14 protein-coding genes are annotated in these 20,812 nt (G+C 64.3%); 4 read left to right on the top strand and 10 right to left on the bottom strand.

The window, feature by feature from the left end:
* Window positions 1-9: 9 nt before the first annotated feature.
* Window positions 10-3,186: a S8 family serine peptidase gene (locus PQ627_RS12270; RefSeq protein ID WP_443192758.1), complete on the bottom strand. Its 3,177-nt coding sequence runs from the start codon at window positions 3,184-3,186 to the stop codon at window positions 10-12.
* Between the two features lie 256 nt (window positions 3,187-3,442).
* Window positions 3,443-6,388, bottom strand: coding sequence for an exo-alpha-sialidase (locus tag PQ627_RS12265; protein ID WP_274261370.1), 2,946 nt, complete (start codon window positions 6,386-6,388; stop codon window positions 3,443-3,445).
* 179 nt (window positions 6,389-6,567) lie between these two features.
* Here PQ627_RS12265 and PQ627_RS12260 point away from each other — a divergent pair, with 179 nt between their 5' ends.
* Window positions 6,568-7,515 (top strand): NAD(P)-dependent oxidoreductase, encoded by a 948-nt coding sequence (locus PQ627_RS12260; protein WP_274261367.1) that lies wholly within the window; start codon window positions 6,568-6,570, stop codon window positions 7,513-7,515.
* Window positions 7,516-7,595: 80 nt separating this feature from the next.
* On the opposite strand, the gene PQ627_RS12255 is transcribed toward PQ627_RS12260, so the two are convergent.
* Both PQ627_RS12255 and PQ627_RS12250 read right to left on the bottom strand, forming a co-directional pair.
* Window positions 7,596-7,886, bottom strand: coding sequence for a DUF1540 domain-containing protein (locus PQ627_RS12255; protein WP_274261365.1), 291 nt, complete (start codon window positions 7,884-7,886; stop codon window positions 7,596-7,598).
* Window positions 7,887-8,022: 136 nt separating this feature from the next.
* Window positions 8,023-8,205, bottom strand: a complete 183-nt coding sequence (locus PQ627_RS12250; RefSeq protein WP_144661421.1) for a hypothetical protein — start codon at window positions 8,203-8,205, stop codon at window positions 8,023-8,025.
* A 325-nt stretch (window positions 8,206-8,530) separates the two neighbouring features.
* Between PQ627_RS12250 and purS the strand changes: the two genes are divergently transcribed.
* The 3 genes from purS to purL are packed head-to-tail and all read left to right on the top strand — an operon-like array spanning window position 8,531 to window position 11,860.
* Window positions 8,531-8,782 (top strand): phosphoribosylformylglycinamidine synthase subunit PurS, encoded by a 252-nt coding sequence (purS, locus tag PQ627_RS12245; protein ID WP_011773385.1) that lies wholly within the window; start codon window positions 8,531-8,533, stop codon window positions 8,780-8,782.
* Between the two features lies 1 nt (window position 8,783).
* Window positions 8,784-9,554, top strand: coding sequence for a phosphoribosylformylglycinamidine synthase subunit PurQ (gene purQ, locus PQ627_RS12240; RefSeq protein ID WP_144661420.1), 771 nt, complete (start codon window positions 8,784-8,786; stop codon window positions 9,552-9,554).
* Window positions 9,551-11,860 carry a phosphoribosylformylglycinamidine synthase subunit PurL gene (gene purL / locus PQ627_RS12235; RefSeq protein ID WP_144661419.1) on the top strand — a complete coding sequence of 770 codons (2,310 nt, stop codon included), beginning with the start codon at window positions 9,551-9,553 and terminating at the stop codon, window positions 11,858-11,860. The genes purQ and purL overlap by 4 nt, the downstream gene beginning before the upstream one ends.
* 77 nt (window positions 11,861-11,937) lie before the next feature.
* Here the strand turns inward: purL and PQ627_RS12230 are convergent, their stop codons facing one another.
* The 6 genes from PQ627_RS12230 to PQ627_RS12205 all read right to left on the bottom strand — a co-directional run bounded on the left by PQ627_RS12230 (window position 11,938) and on the right by PQ627_RS12205 (window position 20,759).
* Entirely contained in the window at window positions 11,938-13,362 is a 1,425-nt protein-coding gene (locus PQ627_RS12230; protein ID WP_274261342.1) for a putative bifunctional diguanylate cyclase/phosphodiesterase, read from the bottom strand.
* The gene (locus tag PQ627_RS12225; RefSeq protein WP_274261339.1) at window positions 13,359-13,862 is read right to left on the bottom strand and encodes a hypothetical protein; all 504 of its coding nucleotides are present in this window, start codon (window positions 13,860-13,862) and stop codon (window positions 13,359-13,361) included. Before PQ627_RS12225 ends, PQ627_RS12230 begins: the two co-directional genes overlap by 4 nt.
* Window positions 13,859-15,043 carry a GGDEF domain-containing protein gene (locus PQ627_RS12220; RefSeq protein WP_274261337.1) on the bottom strand — a complete coding sequence of 395 codons (1,185 nt, stop codon included), beginning with the start codon at window positions 15,041-15,043 and terminating at the stop codon, window positions 13,859-13,861. The genes PQ627_RS12225 and PQ627_RS12220 overlap by 4 nt, the downstream gene beginning before the upstream one ends.
* A gap of 103 nt (window positions 15,044-15,146) precedes the next feature.
* Entirely contained in the window at window positions 15,147-17,102 is a 1,956-nt protein-coding gene (locus PQ627_RS12215; RefSeq protein WP_274261335.1) for a glycosyltransferase, read from the bottom strand.
* A complete protein-coding gene (locus PQ627_RS12210; RefSeq protein ID WP_274261332.1) occupies window positions 17,099-18,793 on the bottom strand; it encodes an ArnT family glycosyltransferase in 1,695 nt (564 codons plus the stop codon). Before PQ627_RS12210 ends, PQ627_RS12215 begins: the two co-directional genes overlap by 4 nt.
* Window positions 18,783-20,759: a cellulose biosynthesis cyclic di-GMP-binding regulatory protein BcsB gene (locus tag PQ627_RS12205; RefSeq protein ID WP_274261330.1), complete on the bottom strand. Its 1,977-nt coding sequence runs from the start codon at window positions 20,757-20,759 to the stop codon at window positions 18,783-18,785. Before PQ627_RS12205 ends, PQ627_RS12210 begins: the two co-directional genes overlap by 11 nt.
* Window positions 20,760-20,812: the final 53 nt, after the last annotated feature.

The raw sequence follows: 20,812 nt of genomic DNA, 5'->3' as shown, positions 1-20,812 counted from the left end.
GGGAAGGACTTAGCCGGCGTTGTTGCTCTGCGTCGGCTCGTCAGCGCGGATCTTGCCCTTCGGTTTCTTGTCCTTCTTGTCCTTCTTGGGGTCTTCCTCGTCCGGGACCACTACCGCCCCGCCGGGGTTGACCAGGACCGTGACGAAGCTCGGCTCGCTGGTTCCCGCGAAGGTCAGGCGGCCAATGTAGGAACCGGGTTCAAGGTTCTTCCAGTTCAGCGAGATCTGGCCCGTCTTGCCGTTGGGCAGGCGGATCGGATTCGGCGTCACACTGGCGTTGCCCTGGTTGGCACCCAGAACGGCAGCATCGACAGTGGCCTTGGTGGCCTGGTTGTTGGGGCTGGCGTAGAGGTTGGCAAAGACGTAGTAATCGCCGGGTGCCGGGTTGGGCACGGACAGGGTTTCGCTGGCCGATGCTGTTGCGGCCGGAAGCTGCTGGCCTGAGGGCGTGAGGACCAACATGTCGAAGTCAGCAGCCTCATCGGAGGAGATCACCGAGAATTTTGCAAGGGCGCTGCCCTCGCCCACGGTTACCTTCTTCACGTAGTTGGACGCGTTCGTCTCACCGGCGAATGGGCCCGGGACCAGTTCGATGGCTGACGAATCAGCCTTGGACAGCCCGTCAATGGTCACGCCCACCGGCAGGTTGGTGCCGGAGGTGATGTTGATGGTGCCCGAGCCGTTGGGACCGGTTCCAGTGAACGCCAGCGCCTTGTCCGCGATCACGGACTGGGGACGGACGGCGATCGGGGAGGTGACGGTCTTGTTGGCACCCTGCCAGCTCAACGAGCCCATGGCGAACTTGCCGAGTTCGGCGTTCTTGTTCTCGAACTGGACCTTGAAGGTCTTCTTCTCACCGGGAGCACCAAAGGTCAGCACGGACGGCGTCACCTTGACGTTGACACCGGGAACGTCGACGGAGGCCCTGTACGTGCCGGCGGTCAGTGCCGTCAGGGTACGGGTTACCTCGATCTTTCCGGCCAGGTTGCCCAGTGCGAAGGAAGGAACGTTCATGTCGCGCGCGGCTGTGGTGCCGAGCCCTTCCATGCCCAGGTCCATTCCGGTGCCCTGGATGAACTTCAGGTAGTCCTCGGTGCTGGCGTCGTAGACCAGGCCCGGGTTCAGGACCTTTGCAGGATCAACCTGTCCGGCGCCGGTAGCGAAGACATCCTTGTTGACGGCTCCGTTGGCCAGCTTGACCGGGCCGGAGGTGGTCATCATCGCGGACTTGACCGTGGCCGGGGACCACTGCGGGTTCTTGGACAGGATGAGTGCGCCGAAGCCGGCCACGTGCGGTGAAGCCATGGAGGTTCCGGAGAGGAAGCCGAAGTTGTCTCCACCGGTTCCGATCGGGGAAACACCTGCGAGGATGGCGACGCCGGGTGCGGAGACATCCGGCTTCAACAGGTCGGAGTCGGTGGCAAGCAGCGGCCCGCGCGAGGAGAACCCGGCGATCTGCGGCTGTGCTTCCAGCGGCAAACCGGTGGTGTCGCGGTTGACCAGGGAAACGGTGATGGCCGGGTTTGCCGTGACCTTGTCCTTGATGGTCTGGGTCGCGGGCGGGTTCACGTGGACGGTGGGAACGGCGTGCTTGTCCGTGTCCAGCGACGACTCCGTCAGGTTTACCAGGATCATGCCGACGCCACCGCCGCGCAGGACTTCGGCGCTCTTGGCAGTGCGGTCAACGACTCCGCGGTCACACACCACAACCTTGCCGGCCACCTTGGCCGGGTCCAGGGAACCGGGGGCGCAGAGGGCTGCGTTGCCGGTGCCGCTGGCGGCATTGGTGGACAGCACGACGCCGGCCCCGCTCACCTCGCGGTTCATGATGGACGCTCCGCGGAATTTACTGCCATCGGAGAATTCCACCGTGCCTTGGAGTTCCTGGGAGAACGACGTCGCGGCAACAGTGGTCAGCCAGGGAGCGCCGTGGTTGACGGTGCTGGCGGTGGGACCGGAGTTGCCGGCCGAGGTGGCCACGAAGATCCCCGCGGAAGCCGCGGACAGGAACGCCAGGGACACGGGGTCGGTGGTGGAGGTGGTGGAGCCGGAGATGGAGTAGTTCAGCACGTCCACGCCGTCCAGGATGGCCTGCTCAATCGCATCCACCGAGGCGGAGCCGTAGCAACCACCTGTTGAAGGATCGGTGTCTTCCCAGCAAACCTTGTAGATGGAGAGCTTCGCGGCCGGTGCGATGCCGCTGGTGGTTCCGAAGCTCCGGCCGTCCACAACGGCGTCGACGTTGCCGTTGCCGGCCGCCGTGCTGGCGGTGTGCGTTCCGTGGCTGTCCACGTCTACGGGGGAAATGACTTCCTCCGGGGCACGGTTTGCCGGCGGGACAGTCTCCAGGAAGGCATCGGCAAAGTAGTGCGTGCTCAGGACCTTGGAGTTGCAGGCACTGCCGTCGTAGTCGGCGCCTGTTCCGGTGCCCGGCTGGCATTCGCCGACGAAAGTGTCGCCGTCGGCCTTAAGCATGGCAATCTTGCCATCAGCGGTGCGGTAAGGGACGCCCACCTGGGGGTTGCCCACGAGCGGGCCGACGGGCTCGCCGGCGAAGAACGGGTTCGAGGGCGTGTAGCCGGTGTCGATGACGCCTACGACGGTGCCCTTACCTGCGTTTTCCTGGCCACCATACTGTGTGGCCCAGGTGCCGTTGGGGCCGCTGAGCTTCAAGAAGTCGGTGGTGGAGTAGTCCGGCGCGTACTGGGTGTCGGGCGCGACCATCAGGACCTTGGGATCCTTGGCCAGGTTGATGGCCTGGTCTGCTGTGAGGTTGGCACTGAAACCGTTGACGGCGGTGGTGAACTCGCGCTTGATGGTGACGTTTTCCTGCTGCGCGACTTCCTGCTGCTTCTTTTGCAGGTGCTGCTGGTACTGCTTCACCTCGGCGCTGTCGGCGTCGAGCTTTTTGCCTTCTTCCGGTTTGGTGGGCGCAAGACCCGCCGTGCCGCCGTCGTAGGTTGCCGCAGGCTTTTCGGCGAGGACCACCATGTAGCGGCCGTCCTTGTAGGAGCCGGGGTCAAGGTTCTTCTTGGCCACGCCTGCAACGTTTCCAGGCGCCGCCGGGGCTGGGGCTGCCTGGGCCGGCGTCGCCATGGACGAGAGAAGCAACGGCAAGCCGACGGCGAGCGCCGCGGCCTTCCGGAGTCCCCCGCTTCTGACGAAGCTCTTTCCTTGTGATTTCACGAGTGGTTGCACCTTTCACTGAGGAGGCCCGGGCTCCATCGCCAAGGCCTGTCAACTTTCAGATGGTTGAACCTTTGACAGTTCTTGTCAAAACCGCGCAACCAGCCGAGTCATAGAGTATCTAGTGAGAGCCGAATATGACATAAAGCACATTTTGATTAATTTGTCTTGTCACGCCCCAGCGTGCCGTCACAAAAAGCAGCAACGGACCGCAGAGATCAACCCTGCGGCCCATTGCCGTTCCCGCACGCCAGAATCAGCCCTTGGGCGTCACCTGCAAGCGGTCAAAGGAAACCTGCTTGCCGTCCTTATCGAGCACCACAACATCATCCCGGCCATTCTTCACGTCCGAGGGAAGAATGAATTCCACGGTGTTGTCCGTCGTGGGGAAAATCCAGCCCAAACGGTAACTGTTCTTGTTGAGGTACACGTAATACCACTGTCCGTACTCCAGGCCCTCAAGAGCCACCTTTTGTCCGTTGCGGTATTTGTCCGCGGTCCCCAGGTCGAACGGAGCCGTCTGGCCATCGAAGTCCTGCACCGTCAGCTGCGGTTCCTCCGACGGCCGGGCAGGCTGGACCTTCAATTCCAGGGCATCGGCCTCGGCCGCAGCTGCAACCTCCTTGGAACCATTGTTCCCACTCGCTTCGAAAGCCACCGCAGCGAGTGACCCGGCAGCGACGTCGCCGGCCGTCAGCACATGCTCGCGCGTCGTGGTCACACTTTCACCGGCAGCAAGGGAAGCAAGCGAGATCCCGGCCGCGGGAGCTTCAACCCCATTCACGTCCACGTTGCCCGCATTTCCCACGGTGTAGGTGTACGTCACGGGGTCGCCGACACTGGCGAAGCGGTCGCCGTCCGCGTCCTTCCACTCGGCGGAGACTGCTGCAGAAAGCGCGGCATCCCGGACCTTGAGGTCCACCTCGCCCCCGTTGAGCTGGTACGTTTTGGTGCTCTGACCCGGGGCACTGACCTCCCACGTCGTGTCCGGAACAAAGAAGCCCTGCGCGGCCTCCTGGGTTGTGACGGTATGGCGTGGTGTCGTGCACTGGTAGCCCTGCCCGGCCGCCAGGGAGAGGTAGCGGCAGTTGCCCGGGCCTTCAGGCAGGAACGGGCTGAAGTTGCCGGCCGTAGGAACTACTTTCTCCGTGAGTGGGCTCGTGTTCTTGACGGTGAACGTGTACGGGACAAGGTCGCCTGCCGCATAGGGCTGGGTTGCGAGGTCACGTCCGACGTCGGCCCTCGCCCCGCTGATGTCGGCCGTTACCAACCCGTCGCGCAAGGCGACCGCAGCGCCTGTGAACGGCACTGTTTTGGTGAGTGACGGCGTCGTGCTTGAGGTGATGCTGAAGCTCGCCTCCGGGACGAAGTAGCCACGCTCGAGGTCCGCTGCCGTGATCACGTGCTTGGCGGTGGTGCAGTTGTAGCTGGCACCGGCGGCAAGGTTGTTGTACCGGCAGTTGGGGGCCGACGGCGGCAGGAAGCCGGAGTCGAACGTCCCGGAAAGTGGCACCGAGTTGGCTGTGACGTTGGAGGTGCTCTTGACGTTCAGCGAATAGCTGAGCTGCTCGCCCACCTGGTACGGGTTGGCGACAACATCGCGGGTGGGTGCCGTCCCTGTAATGGTCAGGCCTACCTGCGGCGCCACCGGCACCGTGGCGGTGAAGGTGTACTGCGAAACCCGGCCGTCCGTCGTCGTGAATGCTGCGTTGAGGTTCTGCGGGCCGCTGGCATTTGCAGGCGCCGTCAGGGCCACATTGACGGTGACCGAGGCGCCTGGAGCCAGGGAAGGAACAGGCACCGTGGTGGCTGACCAACCTGTTGGCGTGTGGATAGTCGCGTTGGCACCGCTGAGCGTGGTGGTTTCCTGGTTGGTCACGGTGACGGCAACCTGCTGGGTAGCCCCCGGCGCAGTGGTGACCGCGGCGACGGACAGCGGCGCGCAGGCGTAGTTCAGCCAGGCGTCGTCGAATTTAGCGAAGGGCATGTTGTCCGTGTAGTTGCCCTCGTAAAGAACGCCGAACTTGCCGTCCTCCAGACGGGTAACAGTGGAGTAGGCAGAGAAGCCGGAGCGGATGGTCCGCACACCGGGCCACGTTGCACCGTCATCGCATGACACGCGCGCCGAGACGTTCTCCCGGCCGGTCTTGGAATTGGCGTTGGTGAAAATGAGCTTCTTCGCATCCGCCGAACCCTGCGCCGCATTCGGGAACATCCGCGCGATGGAGCCGTTGTTGGCGGGATCCGGAAGCTCCGTGTCCTGCGTGACCGGGCCATAGGTGGCTCCGCCGTCGGTGGAAACGGCCACCTTGCGGTAACCCTGGTTGGCGTTGTCGCGGGAGTTCAGGAGCACCCGCCCATCGGAGAGCTCGACGGTCTTGTTCTCATCCATCCGGTCGCCGACGTTGGCACCCTTCTTCCACGTCACGCCGTGGTCATCCGAGTAGACGCTGTACGCCTGGATCTTGTTGGTGCCATCGGCCTGGCGGACGTCACCGGCGTACTGCTGGATCAGTCGTCCTTTGTAGGGGCCGTACTTGAGCTGGATACCTTCGCCGGAGGAAGCGAAGTTGGAACGGACATCCCCCGCAACCGGGCTGCTCTTGCTGGTGCCGGGCTTGGTGACGTTGGTAATGAGCCGGGGCTGACTCCAGGTGAGTCCGCCATCGGAGGACTCGATGACCGCGGAAGAGATCACCGTCCGGTCGGCGTCGTCGTTGCCGAACTGGCTGCCGCCGAAGCCCTGGTCCTTGGAGTAGACGAAGAATGCGAAGACCTTGTTCGCCTCGGCGTCGTAAATGTAGGAGGGGTCGCTGTAGCCATACTTTGGCCCGCTGGCATCTCCCACATGACCGGCGGCAATGACCTGCACGGGTCCCCACGTCCGGCCGCCGTCGGTGCTGCGCCGCTGGACGATCGAGTTCGGGTTGGGCGCGTCGGCGGCCGAGCCGGGACGTCCGTCCCAGGCGGCAAGAACCACGTTGTTGCCCAGGTAAGTCAGGGCGGGGATCCGGTAGAAGAAGTTGGCAGCGGTGCGGTCCGCTGCGATGTTGGCCTCGGTGAAAGACCCAGGTGCGGCCGAGGGGTCGGTGGGCGGAAGGGGGGCGGCGGTTGCAGGCAGTCCCAGCCCGGCCAGCAGGCCAACGCCAAGGGCTCCGGCCACTACCAAGCGGGCTAGCGGTGCGGGGGATGAGGATCTCAAATCCAGGGTCCTTTCTCGGATACAAGCAGGACGTTCGTGTTACGTGCTACGTCGAACGTCCTACAACCATAGGGTGCTCGGCGTCACATTGCTAGGGATGAAGCGCGGGAAAGCTCAGGCGCCGGCAAAGCTGTAGCCTCGGGAAAGAGCCAAAACCGCCTCGAACCCATGGAGCCGCAGTGAAAATCCTCGTCCCGGACACCATCGACCTCGACCTCGCCAGCCTCGACGCTTCAGGAGAGGACATCGTGGTGTACCAGGTGGACCAGCCCATCCCCAGCGCGCACCGTGACGCGGAAGTCCTGGTGGTCTGGCGCAACACCACGGAGAACCTCGCCGGCGCCGCCAAGGAGATGCCCTCCCTGCGGTTGGTCCAAACTCTCGCGGCAGGACCGGACTCCGTCTTGGCCGCCGGGTTCGCCGACTCCGTGGCCATTACCTCGGGCCGCTCGCTTCACGACGGACCCGTGGCGGAACACGCCCTCGCCCTGGTTTTGGCAGCTGTCCGGCGCCTGGACGTCCTCCTGGAATCCCAAAAAGCCGCCACGTGGAACCAGCCGTACAACACCGCCCAGTCCGATCCCGCCACCGAGCAGCTCTACACGCTCGACGGCGCCAAGGTCACCATCTGGGGCTTCGGTTCCATCGCAGGGCGGCTGGCTCCCCTGCTGGCCGCACTGGGGGCGAAGGTCACCGGCGTCGCAAGTTCCAAGGGCGAACGCTACGGTTTCCCGGTGGTGGCGGCAGATGAGTTCCACGAAGTCCTGGGATCCACGGATGTGCTGATTTCGATCCTGCCCGCAACCCCGGAAACCGCCGACGCCCTCAATGAAGAGGTTCTGCGTCAGCTCCCGGCGAGCGCGGTGTTCGTCAATGTGGGCCGCGGTGCCACTGTGGACGAGGACGCGCTGCTCGCGGCTTTGCGGGAGGGACGGTTGCGCGCTGCCGCCCTGGACGTGACCAAGGTGGAGCCACTGCCCGCCGATTCGGAGCTGTGGACCGCTCCGAACCTGATCATCACACCCCACGTTGCGGGCAACCGGCCCAAGGGTGCAGGTCCGTTGGTCACGGCCAACGTCAATGCACTGAAGGAAGGAAAGCCACTGACGAACCAGGTGGCCGGGTAGCGACCGGGAGGTGCACCCGCACCAAAAAGCGGGCCCGTCCTCCTCAGGAGGGCGGGCCCGCGTTCGGGTTGTCGGAAGAATCAGGCGTGCTCGTAGGTCAGGCAGTCGGCGGCTTCACGGCCCGGCCCAACCCTGACATCGTGGGCCTCGCACAGGAGGTTGTTGTTGTGGACGCACTCGGACCGCTGGCAGGCGCCAACGTGGGCCAAGACCTTGGGAAGTCCGCCCATGGCATTGGTGTCAATGAACGTTGCGCAGGAAGCGTGGTCCTGGGTACCGCCAATGGTGATCCCAAAAGCCGTGCAGCCGTCGTGGTTGAATCCGCAGCTGCCAACGCTGCAGGCGGATACTTCTGCAATGTGATCGGTCATCGTTCCTCCTGGTTGTCTTTGTCTTACCAGGGGGGGTGAACCCCCGCATGTAACTCCAAAATACGCCGGATTCACGGTGTTCAACCGGTTGGAATAGCGCATTTGTACGTGCGCTATTCCCAGGCTGCCGCAGTGCTTATCGGGGCCCGCGCAGGGCCTCGCTGATTTTTGCCCGCGTCTCGGCATCCAAAGGGGCGGTGACCCGATGATCCCGGGCAGCCAGGTCAGCCTTGATCTTCTGGATGACCATGCGGCCCAAGCCCGCAAAAACGGCAGCGGCCACGACGCCCAGCACCATCGATTTCGGTTTCTCAGCCATGGGCCAATCCTAGTGACGCCAGCCCGGCGCGGCCAGCGCCGACAGCCGCCCCCAAGGGCCGCCGTCGAGCCTTCAAATGGCTCAATTTCCGCCGTAACGGCGGGGTGTCCTCGCAGAATCATGCTGAATAGGGTATGAGCGCCGCTCCCGGTAGAATGGTTGTGCAAGCTCGCGGAGCGCCCTCATGCCGTTCAAACAATGCTGTTCACAACCGCGGTCAACCCTGTGTTGACCACGATGTTTGAACGCGGCTGAACGGCGTGAGACGGCACCTCCGCGGCAGCCTTATTTAAGGTTCACCCAACTCACGCACAGGAGTTACCGGATGCCCCGGATCGTCGTTGACGTCATGCCCAAGCCCGAGATTCTGGACCCCCAGGGGAAGGCCATCGTGGGTGCACTGCCCCGCCTCGGCTTCAACAGCTTCAGCGCAGTCCGCCAGGGCAAGCGCTTCGAACTGACGGTCGACGGCGAGGTGACCGACGCTATTCTGGCCCAGGCCCGCGAAGCAGCCGAGACCCTCCTGTCAAACCCGGTGATCGAGGATGTCGTCAACGTCGAGGTCGTCGAGGCCTGATATGACTTCCATCCCCCTGATTGGCGAGGCCGTGGCCGTCGCCGCGGAGCCCCGGCTGGCAGGCGCCAAGATCGGCGTCGTCACCTTCCCCGGCACCCTTGACGACCGCGACGCCGCACGTGCAGTGCGTCTTGCCGGTGGCACGGCGGTGTCGCTCTGGCACGCGGACGAAAACCTCGGCGACGTTGACGCTGTCATCATCCCCGGTGGTTTCTCCTACGGCGACTACCTCCGCGCCGGCGCCATCTCGCGTTTCGCGCCGCTGATGTCCAAGATCATCGACGCCGCCAACTCCGACGCCAAGCTGCCTGTCCTGGGCATCTGCAACGGCTTCCAGATCCTGACCGAGTCGCACCTGCTGCCCGGTTCCATGATCAAGAACGACCACCTGAAGTTCATCTGCCGCGACCAGACGCTGCGCGTGGAAAACGCCAACACCGCCTGGACCGTGGACTACGCCGATGGCCAGGAAATCATCGTGCCGCTGAAGAACCAGGACGGCCAGTACATCGCTGACGAGAAGACCCTGGATGCCCTTGAGGCTGAGGGCCGCGTGGTGTTCCGCTACGTGGGCTTCAACCCGAACGGCTCCCGCCGCGACATCGCCGGTATCTCCAATGCCGCCGGCAACGTCGTGGGCCTCATGCCGCACCCCGAGCACGCTGTTGAAGCCGGCTTCGGTCCCGAGTCGCTCGATGGTGCTCCCCGCGACACCGACGGCCTCGGTTTCTTCACCTCCGTTTTGACCAAGATTGTGGGAGGCGACAAGTGACCACGGAAACCACCAAGAAGTTCAACATCGACACCGTTGAGCACGCTGCCAAGACCCCGGACACGGAACTTCCCTGGGCCGAGCTGGGCTTGAAGCAGAACGAATTCGACGAGATCGTCAAGGTCCTTGGCCGCCGCCCCACCGGCGCCGAACTGGCCATGTACTCCGTCATGTGGAGCGAGCACTGCTCCTACAAGTCCTCCAAGAACCACCTCCGCCAGTTCGGCGAGAAGGTCACCGAGGAAATGAAGAAGGACATGCTGGTGGGCATCGGCGAAAACGCCGGCGTGACCAACTTGGGCGACGGCTGGGCCGTGACGTTCAAGATCGAGTCCCACAACTCGCCGTCGTTCGTTGAGCCTTACCAGGGTGCCGCGACCGGCATCGGCGGCATCGTCCGGGACATCATCTCCATGGGCGCCCGTCCGGTTGCCGTGATGGACCCGCTGCGCTTCGGCGCCATCGACCACCCGGACACCGCACGCGTCATGCACGGTGCCGTTGCCGGCATCGGTGGCTACGGCAACTGCCTCGGCCTGCCGAACATCGGCGGCGAAATGGTCTTCGATTCCGTCTACCAGGGCAACCCGCTGGTGAACGCGCTGGCCGTGGGCGTCATGCGCCATGAGGACATCCGCCTGGCCAACGCCTCCGGCAAGGGCAACAAGGTGGTCCTCTTCGGTGCACGCACCGGCGGCGATGGCATCGGCGGCGCTTCGGTGCTGGCTTCGGAGTCCTTCGACGACACCAAGCCCTCCAAGCGCCCCGCAGTCCAGGTGGGCGACCCCTTCGCTGAGAAGGTCCTCATCGAATGCTGCCTGGAGCTCTTCAAGGGCTCTTTGGTCGAAGGCATCCAGGACCTCGGCGCGGCAGGCATCTCCTGCGCCACGTCCGAGCTCGCTTCCAACGGCGACGGCGGCATGCAGGTTGAGCTGACCTCCGTGCTCCTGCGCGACCCCACGCTGACCCCGGGCGAAATCCTCATGTCCGAGTCGCAGGAACGCATGATGGCCGTGGTCACCCCGGAGAACATCGAAGCCTTCGAAGCCGTCATGGACAAGTGGGCCGTTGAGTACTCCTGGTTGGGTGAAGTCACCGACACCGGCCGCCTCATCATCACCTGGGAAGGCGAAGTAATTGTCGACGTCGACCCCCGCACCGTAGCGCACGACGGCCCGGTCTACGACCGTCCGTTCGCCCGCCCGGAGTGGCAGGACTCGGTCCAGTCGAACTCCTTCACCGGTTCCGTCGAGGACGCAGGCCGCCCGTCGGCTCCGTCCGAACTGGCAGCAGCCGTGACCGAACTCGTTGCATCGCCGAACATGTGCAGCAAGTCCTGGATCACCAAGCAGTACGACCGCTACGTTGGCGGCAACACTGCCATGGCGTTCCCGGACGACGCCGGCGTGGTGCGCGTTGACGAAGAAACCGGCCTGGGTGTTGCCCTGGCCACCGACGCCAACGGCCGCTACACCTACCTCGAGCCCTACCAGGGTGCACAGCTTGCCCTGGCCGAGGCCTACCGCAACGTCGCCACCTCCGGCGCTGTGCCGATGGCCGTCAGCGACTGCCTGAACTTCGGCTCCCCCGAGGACCCGGATGTCATGTGGCAGCTGGCCGAGGCCATCCGTGGCCTCTCGGACGCCTGCATGGAACTCGGCATCCCGGTCACGGGCGGCAACGTTTCCCTGTACAACCAGACCGGCACCACGCCGATCCACCCCTCCCCTGTCGTGGCAGTCCTGGGCAAGCTTGACGACGTCGCCCGCCGTACGCCGTCGGGCTGGCGCGAAGATGGCCAGGCCATCTACCTGCTCGGTACCACGGCAGCTGAGCTGGACGGCTCGGAGTGGTCCAACCTGCGCGGACACCTCGGCGGCCTGCCGCCGAAGGTCGACCTCGCAGCGGAGCGTGAACTGGGCCAGATCCTGATCAACGCTTCCCGCGACGGCATGGTTGACGCAGCGCACGACCTCTCCGAAGGTGGCCTCGCGGCTGCCCTGGTCGAGTCCTCGCTCCGTTACGGCGTCGGCGCCCGCATCGCCCTTGAGGAACTCATGGAGCGCGACGGCGTGGACCTGTTCACGGCGCTGTTCTCCGAGTCCCAGGCCCGGGCGATCGTGTCCGTGCCGCGCTCCGAGGAAGTCCGCTTCAAGGACATGTGCACGGCCCGCGGCTTCGCCCACCTCCGGATCGGCGTTGTGGACGCTGCCGGTGGAAAGCTGGAGATCAACGGCGTGGACGAGCTCTCGCTGGATGCCCTCCGCGAAGCCCACGAAGCAACCCTGCCGAAGTACTTCGGCTAGCTCCTGAAGCAACGCGGGGTCACTTATGGCCGGTAAATCCCTCCGGGATGGGCCATAAGTGACCCCGCGTTGTTTGTTTAAGAGGGCCAGCTACGGTTGGTTTCCAGCAGCCCAGTGAACTCCGGCCCCGGCACGGGCTTGCCGAAGTAATAGCCTTGTCCGCTGGTGCAGCCGATGCTCCTGAGCAACTCTGCCTCCCGGGCGGTCTCGATCCCTTCCCAAACACCCTCAAGCCCGCACGAACGAATGACCTGCTGTATCGCTGCCACGAACTCCAGTTGGGAAGGGTCATTCGCCAGGTCCTTCACGAACTGGCGGTCCACCTTCACCCGGTCCACCGGCAGTTTCCGCAGGTAGCCCATCGAGGAATACCCTGCGCCGAAGTCGTCGATCTCAAGGCCTACCCCCAGCCTGTGCAGGCTCATCAGGGTGTAACGGTCAAGCTCGTTGTTCCGGATGATGGCGCTTTCAGTAAGCTCCAGCACCAGGGAATCCGGGGACAGTCCTTCTTCCATCAGCACATCGCGCACGTCGTCCACGAACTCGAGGCTTTGAAGGTCCGCGGCTGAGACGTTAATGCGCATGGAAAAAGCCGGCTGCAGCGTTGCCGGGTTGTTCCGCCACTGACGGAGCTGGCGCATGGCTGTGCGCAGGACCCACCGGCCCAGTTCTGCGATCAACCCGGTAGCCTCGGCAACGGGAATGAACTGATCCGGCATGATCAGGCCATGGATTGGGTGATTCCATCGGACCAGGGCTTCGCAACCTTCAAGCTTGCCCGTGCCAAGGTCCACGATGGGCTGGTAGTAAAGGACCAACTGGTCCGACCGGATCCCTTCCCGGAGGTCGCCCACAATCTGGCGCTGGAGCTGCCGGAAGTGGAGGGTCACCGGATCAAACAGTTTGAGCTTGTTCCTGCCCTCGGCCTTGGATTCCTCCAGGGCGAAGCCGGCCTCCTGGAGCAAGTCCTCCAGGGTGTGGTGCGGTTCCGCGACGCGCAAACCCATGCTGGCGGCGCACTGGACGCTGTTGTTGCCGAGGTCGATGTTCGGTTCCAGCGCGGCCATGATGCGGTTCCCGACGGCGGTGGCCCGGGCTTGCGGGGTGGCGGGCATCAAAACAGCGAAATCGTCGCCACCCAGGCGGGTGACGACGTCGTTCTCCCGGACTGCCGACCGGATGCGCATGGCGACGGTGACCAGAACCTGGTCCGCCGCCGCGTGGCCTGCCGAGTTCTTCAGGGACGTGAAGCCGTCCAGGTTCAGGAGGATCAATGCGGGCGGGGCGCCGCCTTTGGCTGCGGCCTCTGTGGCCTCCCTAAAGGCGCGTGCCAAGGCGAGCCGGTTACCCACGCCCGTCAGGGAGTCGGTGAGGGCATCGTGGCGTTGTTCTTTCCTGACGTGGTGCAGTTCCTCCATGAGCGCCCGGACCTGCCGTTCCAGGCGCCGTATTCGTGGATCGTCATCGGTGGAAACCAGCCCGGGCGGCACGGTGCTGGTCACGATTCATCCAGGCTGCGCAGCGACATGTCGGCTACGGACTGGGGCTTGGGAACGGGGTTTCGGTGCTCGTCCAGGAACAAGCGGTAGGAGGCGATGTCCAGCCGGCCGTCGGGCTTGGCCATGGTCCCCATACGGTACACATGGCTGATCCACGATCCGCCGAAGATCGCCTCGATCCAGGCATCGCATTCAGCCAGAGGAAGGTGGACGCGTGTGCCGGTGTTGCGCCGGTGGCCGGCAATGGAAAGCGTGATGCAGCTGCCCAGGAGACCCTTGTCCGCCGTGAACCAGGCCAGCCCTTCGACGTCGGCCACGATGGTCAGGTTGGCGTTTCCATCCTCCACGGACTGGACCGGCCCCATCCGCACCGAGCGCCGGTCCGCATTCAAGGAAGTGGCCGTTCCGGCTTTGTAGGGGGCACTGGTGATGTCCCGCCTGAACACGGACAATTCCTGGTTGTGCTGGACCTGGATCCTGGTGGTCAGTTGGTTAACGGTCATGATCGTGCCTCATCCGCGATAGTGGCCGCCTCGAGGCGGTCGGCTCCTACAATCCTGTTTCGTCCTTGTGCCTTGGCACTGTAAAGCGCTGCGTCAGCTACCTCGATCATGAAGTTCAGATCGGCGCCTGTTGAGATGCTGGACGTCACTCCGTAACTGATGGTGGGGAACCGGACACCCTCTGGCGTGCGCATGCCCGCGATCCGGCGGCTGATTTCGACGGCGATGCTCTCGGCACGGTCCTGGGTGGCTCCCGGCAGGAAAAGGATGAATTCCTCTCCGCCGTACCGTCCAATGAGATCCGTGGCCCTGACCGATTCGGCGCAGGCTCCGGCGAAGGCTTTCAACGCTTCGTCCCCTGCACCATGCCCGTATTCGTCGTTGACCGCCTTGAAGTGGTCAAGATCAGCCAGCACCACGGCGGCGCCCGATCCTGTGGAGTGCAGCCGGTTGAGTTCCGTGGTGGCCAGCTCCAGGAAGGTGCCCCGGTTGAGCAGGCCTGTCAGGTGGTCCCGGTCAGCCCGTTCCTTCAAACCCTTGATGAGCTGGTCACTGGTCAGGGCGGTCATGCTGAACGACACCGTCACCAGCAGCACCAGGGAAACCAAGCCCGAGGGTCCGGGACCAAAGTAGCTCCGAAAGGTCCCGCTGTCCGGCCCTTCCACCGCATAGACGGCCCAGCGGCCCAGGTAATAGACGGCGAGCAGACCCGCAGCGAGTGACAACGCCTTGTGGACTTGTGAGTGCGAAGCCTTGATCAGCCATAGGTCCCGCGCAGCCAGGGCAATGCCCGTGGTCATCATCGCCAGGTACACGAAACCGCCGGACCAGACATTGGTGGCGGGGTTCTCGAGGACAGAAGCAACTGCCGTAAGGGCCGGAGCGGCAGCCAACTGCCAACGCGCTGTCTTGAGGTCCCGCAAGGAACGGGCTCCGGCCCAGACACTGAAGGCTCCGGCCACCACCAGGACGTTTCCGGCAGGGTTGGCCCATTGCTGGTGGGGAGTCCCGTTGAGCAGGAAGGCGGCGTTGCCGGCCATGAACTCCAGAAGAGCCAGGCTCCACCATCCGGCATACGGCGAGCGGGTGCGGCGGAAGGAGGTGCAGAACAACACCAGGAGAGTCACAGTGACCACGCCCAGGGCGACTCTTACCGAAAACGAATCGAGCACCGTGTCCAACCCCCTCAGCTGGTCATCCGTCGGCTTTGGATTCAGTGTGGCGCTGCTTACTCAACCTCTGTGCGGCATTTGCTCAAGATTTGCTCAAGATCAGGTGCGTTGATTACGCCACCCAGTGGCCGTCGTCGTGGAATTCCGCGTCCAGCCCATGCGGGGTCTTCTCCCATTTGTGGGGGCTCGTAAGCATCTGCCACGCTGCGCGCCACGCCGCCACCGAGTGGAGCACCCAGTAAAACGGGTTCAGCAAAGCGAAGATGGCGATGCGCCAGCCGTGCCTGTGCAGGGTAGTCACCCCGGAAACGATGATCATCATGGCGTTGCCGAACAGCATGGACACCACGCCTCCGGCCAGCAACCACTCCGGCAGCACCAGCCCTACGATGTCGTACCCGATGTAGGTCACCACCGTAAAACCGACCACCAAGGGATAGGCAAGGAAGGCCAGGGGTGTGCCGAGGATCAGCCCCAGGAAGCCGATAGTTCCGGCCACGCCCGTGCTCTTCATGTACCTCAGGGAGTTCCTGGTGTTCACGGCAGACGTGATCATGTAGCCCTTGATCCAACGGGTGCGTTGCTTGATCCAGGCAGGAACCTGGGAACAGGCTTCCTCCCAGGTGGTGGAGTTGATGACGCCAACGCGGTAACCGTCCACGGCCGCCCTGAGCCCAAGGTCCGCGTCTTCGGTCACGTTCCACGGATCCCACGCGCCGACTTCCTTGAGGAGTGCGGTGACGAAGTGGTTGGAAGTGCCGCCCAAGGGCAGCGGAATCCCGGAGTTGTCCAGGCCCGGCAGCATCGAATCGAACCAGTGGGTGTACTCGATGGTGAACATTCTGGTGAGGACGTTCTGGTCCGCGTTGAAGTAGTTCAGAGCGGCCTGGACGCAGATCAGGGGTTTGCGGTTGGGGTTCAGGTGCTGCCGCTCGAACTCGTCCTGTTTGAAGGCCGCAATGGACGCCCGCAGCTGCCCCGGGTCCGGCCGGTCCTCGGCGTCGTAGATCACCACGTACTCACCCCTGGCGAAGGTCAATCCGTAGTTGCACGCCCGGGGCTTCGTCTGTGGCTCGCCCCTGGGAACAATGAGGATGCGTACGTACTCCGGCGGCCTGGATGCCTTGGCTGCGGCGATGGTCTCGGCGTCGTCTTCTTCCAGCAGGACCAGGACGTCCAGCTTTGACCGGGGGTAGTCCAGCTGCCCGAGGTTCGTCAGGAGTTTGTCGATGATGTTCGCTTCACGGAACACGGGAACCAGGATGGTGTAGACGGGCAGCTCGGAATCGGGAATCCGTTCGGCTGCCACGGGCGGAAGCCCTCGCCGCGCACGCTCCCTGTTCCGGGCCCGGACCACGGCTGCCTCGTGAAGTTTGTCGAAAGGCCTCCGAAGACTGGCCAAGGATTTGAACGCGATGCTGATCAGGAAAACCACGTTCGCGCCCGTGAGAAGCACAATGACCGCCGTCAGCGGGGAGATCACGAAGCCCACCATGATCGCTGCAACAAGGACCACCGGAAGGTACCGCTGCCATGGCGTCAGCGCGATACGGGCCGACTCCCCCGGCCTTTCCTCGGCCAGGCGCTCGGCGGATTCGTACAGAAGGTGCCGCCGGAAGGAACGCTGGATGGACTGGTTGATGTCCCAGTCCGTGGTGGTGCGGAATTCGACGTCGGTCGCCCCGAACTTCGCGGCCGCTTCCGTGGCGATGCGCTCGGACGGGGCGACGGCCGTGGCCACGGTGAGGACGCCGTCGTCGAACCGCCATGGCAACCACTGCGGTTCGCCAAGTTCGCTGAAGTTGAGCTGTTCCATCAAACCGTCATCGGTCGGCTCGGCAACCAGGTCGACCAGCGGCGCGTCCCACTGCCGCGCCAGGACTTCATAAATTCGACGGCGGTCCAAACCGGCTTCCAGGATCAGGTGCCGTCCCAGCAGCCCACCTTCGCTCGCGGCACGGTCCAGTGCCCGCTGCAGTTGCTCAGGCGTCACCAGGCCGGCGGCCAGCAGTGTCTGGCCGATGGACTGCCGGTTGAGTTGCCCGTTGGCTTGGGAAAGGGGCGTCATGAATCGAAGGACCTTTCATAGATCCGGTGCGTGGGCGTGGAAAACGCCACGGAATAGCGCACGCCGAAAGACGGGTTCTTGAGGATGGCCTGGTAGACGAGGTCGGTGGGTCCGGAGTCCCTTGCCCCCGTACCGGCCTCAACGTTGACGAAGACCCACTTGGCATACTTGGCCGGATCCTCCAGCGCCGGAGCGAAGTAATCCCCCGAGGCCCTGTTGTAGATCTCCTTCAGCGGGATGCCCATGACGGGAAGCACCGCGTTCCCCCGCGCACTCTCGTCCATCAGGATGCCTCCCGATTCGTAGTGTTCGTTCAGCCAGCGGGCGGCGGCGGTGGAATTGGTGGTCGATTCAGCGGACATCCGGCCTTCGGCAAGGACCGCGAGCCGGACTGTGGGATTGTCGCTCCACCACACGTTCTGTGCCACCAATGCGGCCAGCAAACCCCCGATCAGCCACGGCCGGAGCCTGATGGGCCGCGCCAGTTCATGCACGAACACAGCCACCAGGATGGCCACCAGGGGCAGCGCCGTCAGTGCGAAGCGGTTGTTCCACCACGTGGTCGGCAGAGAATGGTCGTTGTTGATGGCGGTTTGGCCCAGGAACAGGCTCAACAAGGCAAAAGCGTAGGCGCTGCCGGTCACCGCCACCAGGAGGGTGCTGTTGGCGAAGCCCCGCCTCAGGACCAGGACGACGGCGCCGCACACCGCCAGCGCGAGGACCACCACACCGGCGGTCTCCACCAACGACCAGTGGAAAGTAGTCAGCGTCAGTCCCAGGTTTCCCTTGGTAGGCAACAGACCGCCGTCGGTGATGTTTTTCTGCTGCGCGTAAGCGGAGTACTGCCCGAACATGAACTCCAGCGGGTTGCCGTAAATGGCCCAGTTGTAGGAAAGCCACCAAAGCACCGCCGCAGCAGGAATCATCACGTAGCCGCCGGCCATGGTGAGGGCCTCACGCCATTGTCCGGTGCGTCGCTTGGAGACGATCAGCACGAACAGCGTCCCCGTCATCACCAGCGCCCATCCCTCGTAACGGGACAACACGGCCGCCGCCGACGGGATACCCGCGAAAACCGCCAGCTCACCGGCACTCATCCGACGACGACTGGTGGCCCAGTGTGCCAGCCCTGCCATGCCGCCCACAATGCACATGATCAGCACGGGCTCTGTCAGCGCCGTCGTGTAAACGTAGAGGACCGCAGGATTGGCCAGGACCACCAGTGTGGTTGCCATGCGCCCGGCCCTGCCCAGGCCGAGGCGGGCTGCGATCAAGTACAACCCGGTGGCCGTGCCGGAGAGGGCCAGAATGCCCAACAGCCCGGCGGCCCAGCCTGAGCTGAACAACCACATGTTCAGCACGAACGGCGCCAGGAGAAGGTGGGGCATAGGCAGCCACACCGTGCCAAGCTGCTCAAAGCCGGGCGCTTTGCTGTCGAAGATGCGCCGGGCAATGGTCAGGTGGCTCTGGGCATCGGAGTAATCCAGGTTGGTCCCGTGGCCAATGGTGTACAGGCAGGCAAGGTACCCAACGACTGCGGACACCACCGCCACGATCCGGGTACCAGGCACCTTCCGGCCGTTTACCGGGGCACCCAGCCTGTCCCAGCCCCACGTGAGCCGCGTTGTCAGGGACTGCAGCGCGGGCTTCCGATGGGCAGCCCGGCGGCTCGTGGCAAGGTCAGTTGCCATGGCCCGGCTCGGTTGCTTTCACCTCGGCGTCCACGTAGGCGTGGGCTTCCTTGGCACGACGCCGCAGGAGAACGGTCCGCACGGCGAACGCGAGGCCCAGAACCAGCACGGCGGCACCGATCCACCAGGCGTAGGGGCGGTAGTCGTCCGTTACCGCCTTTTGTGGGACCACCACGTTGCTTTCCAAAAGGACCGGTGTGCCCGAGGGCTGCGTGACCAGCAGGTTGCGCGACAACGACGCCCAACCACCTTCAACACCGCTGATGTGCGAGGTCAGCGAGGCCTGCAAAGCAGCTGCCGCAGGGTTTCCGTCCGGAGCCCAGGCACCGAGAAGCAACAGGTCGCGGCCGCCCTGTTCGAACGCTTCCAACACGCCAAACGGGGCCGAGGTGCCCACGCCGTATTCGACGTCGTCCGGTGCGATGGTGCGGAACTCAGCCAGCCGCAGCGGTGCGGAGAGCTTGTTGGCCACTTCACCCGTGGCACCCACCACCAGCCCGGACTCACTGGAGCCGGCAAGGGCATCCAGACCCACCACCCGGGTATCCAGAAGTGTGGCGCTCTCCTTCTGCATCGATGCGATCAGCGTGGCCGCATTGACGGTGTTTGCCTGTGCGTTCCCGTCACCGAAGGCCACGGGAACGCTCTGCCCCAGTGCCTGGGGGAAGCGGGCGAACCCGGCCTTCAGGGAACCACCCCGGACGGCGGTCAGCGTGCTGCCGGCGGTGTCCAGGGTGACCTCCATGGGCATCACACCGGCAGGTCCTGTGCAATCGCCTCCCGCAGGCAGTGCCGCGAGCCGGATCCGGAGGCCGTTGTTCGCCTGAAGCTGCCCGGCAGGTACTTCGGCTTCCAGCGAGAAGCTGTCACCGCCGTCGAGGTTCTTGGAACTGAGCAGGTAATCGTTCCAGAAGACCGAAAGCTGGGCCTGGCCATTCGCGGGGACAGCCGTGTGGGTCCCTTTGAGCTGCACTTTCACCGACTGGACCGGCCCGCCGAACTGCGACTGGCTAACGCCGACGTAGGACTCCGGGGTGCCGTAACCGGCCAGCTTCAGCGTGGTACTTCCGAGGTCTTTGAGGCTTCGATTCAGTCCCGGCGTCGCAGGCAAGGCGGATGTCAGACCGCTCACGGACGAGGTCACCGCGAGCGCCGTCTTGTCGCTGGCCAGCGCACGTGCGGCGGTGCGGAGTTCGTCGTCATGGCCGCTGAGGATGAGCTGCGGGAGGCCTGCCACAGTGGCCAACGTGGTGCTCGTTCCACCTTGGTCGCCCACCACGCTCAGCACCCGGCTTCCTGCTGGAAGACCCGCGGCACGGGCGGCAAGTCCGATTTCCGGGACCACGCTGATGGAGGCATCCGGGTAGCGGTGCGCCATAGCGGCAGAGGCCGTCATGACCGCCGCGGAAACGTCCGCACCCGGATCCGCCGGGACGGGAAGCACGACGGCGGGCACGGACGCCGGGAAGAACTCGCCCACCGTGGTGGGAACCTTCGCGGTTCCGGAGAAGTCGACGGCAAGGTTGTTTAGAGTGGCCGTCGCATTGGAGACGACACACATGGTCTGCGTGGCGGGAATGAACTGAAGGCCCACGGTCAGTTGCTGGTTAACGACATCTGCATTGCTGACTGCCTGGTCCAAGGCAACAGTGGCTGCAGCGTTGGCTTCCAAGATGACCCTGCCGTTGACGGTTGCGCGGACCGTCCCTTCCGGCTTCCCGGACACCAAGATGCTGCCCTTGATCCGTGTGGGTTCCAGTCCCGCGGTCACCGGCACCACAACAGTTTGCTCCACCTGTCCTGCCATCGCCGAGACGCTGGATGACGGCTTGATCACGGCTCCTTGCCCGGTGTCGGCTGCAGCCATCGGGGCGGTCACGGCGGAAACGGCGAGGGTTGCGACGCACGCCAGCAGGACGGTGGCGGTGCGCGATCGGGCACGGGTTCTGGCAGGGCTTTGGGTCACGATGTCAGTCCTGGGTAACTAGCAGCGGATGAGTCAGTGGCCTGTTTGGGCCA

This window comes from Paenarthrobacter sp. AB444 (assembly GCF_028736865.1).
Lineage (GTDB): Bacteria > Actinomycetota > Actinomycetes > Actinomycetales > Micrococcaceae > Arthrobacter > Arthrobacter nicotinovorans_B.
Note: the sequence above shows the minus strand (reverse complement) of the source record. Positions and strands in the feature narration are given on the sequence as shown.

Bases quoted from the DNA above. Each gene is read 5' to 3' on its own strand.
- PQ627_RS12215 (WP_274261335.1), bottom strand. From the start codon at position 17,102: ATGACGCCCCTTTCCCAAGCCAACGGGCAACTCAACCGGCAGTCCATC.
- purQ (WP_144661420.1), top strand. From the start codon at position 8,784: ATGACTTCCATCCCCCTGATTGGCGAGGCCGTGGCCGTCGCCGCGGAG.
- PQ627_RS12210 (WP_274261332.1), bottom strand. From the start codon at position 18,793: ATGGCAACTGACCTTGCCACGAGCCGCCGGGCTGCCCATCGGAAGCCC.
- PQ627_RS12255 (WP_274261365.1), bottom strand. From the start codon at position 7,886: ATGACCGATCACATTGCAGAAGTATCCGCCTGCAGCGTTGGCAGCTGC.
- purS (WP_011773385.1), top strand. From the start codon at position 8,531: ATGCCCCGGATCGTCGTTGACGTCATGCCCAAGCCCGAGATTCTGGAC.
- PQ627_RS12250 (WP_144661421.1), bottom strand. From the start codon at position 8,205: ATGGCTGAGAAACCGAAATCGATGGTGCTGGGCGTCGTGGCCGCTGCC.
- PQ627_RS12225 (WP_274261339.1), bottom strand. From the start codon at position 13,862: ATGACCGTTAACCAACTGACCACCAGGATCCAGGTCCAGCACAACCAG.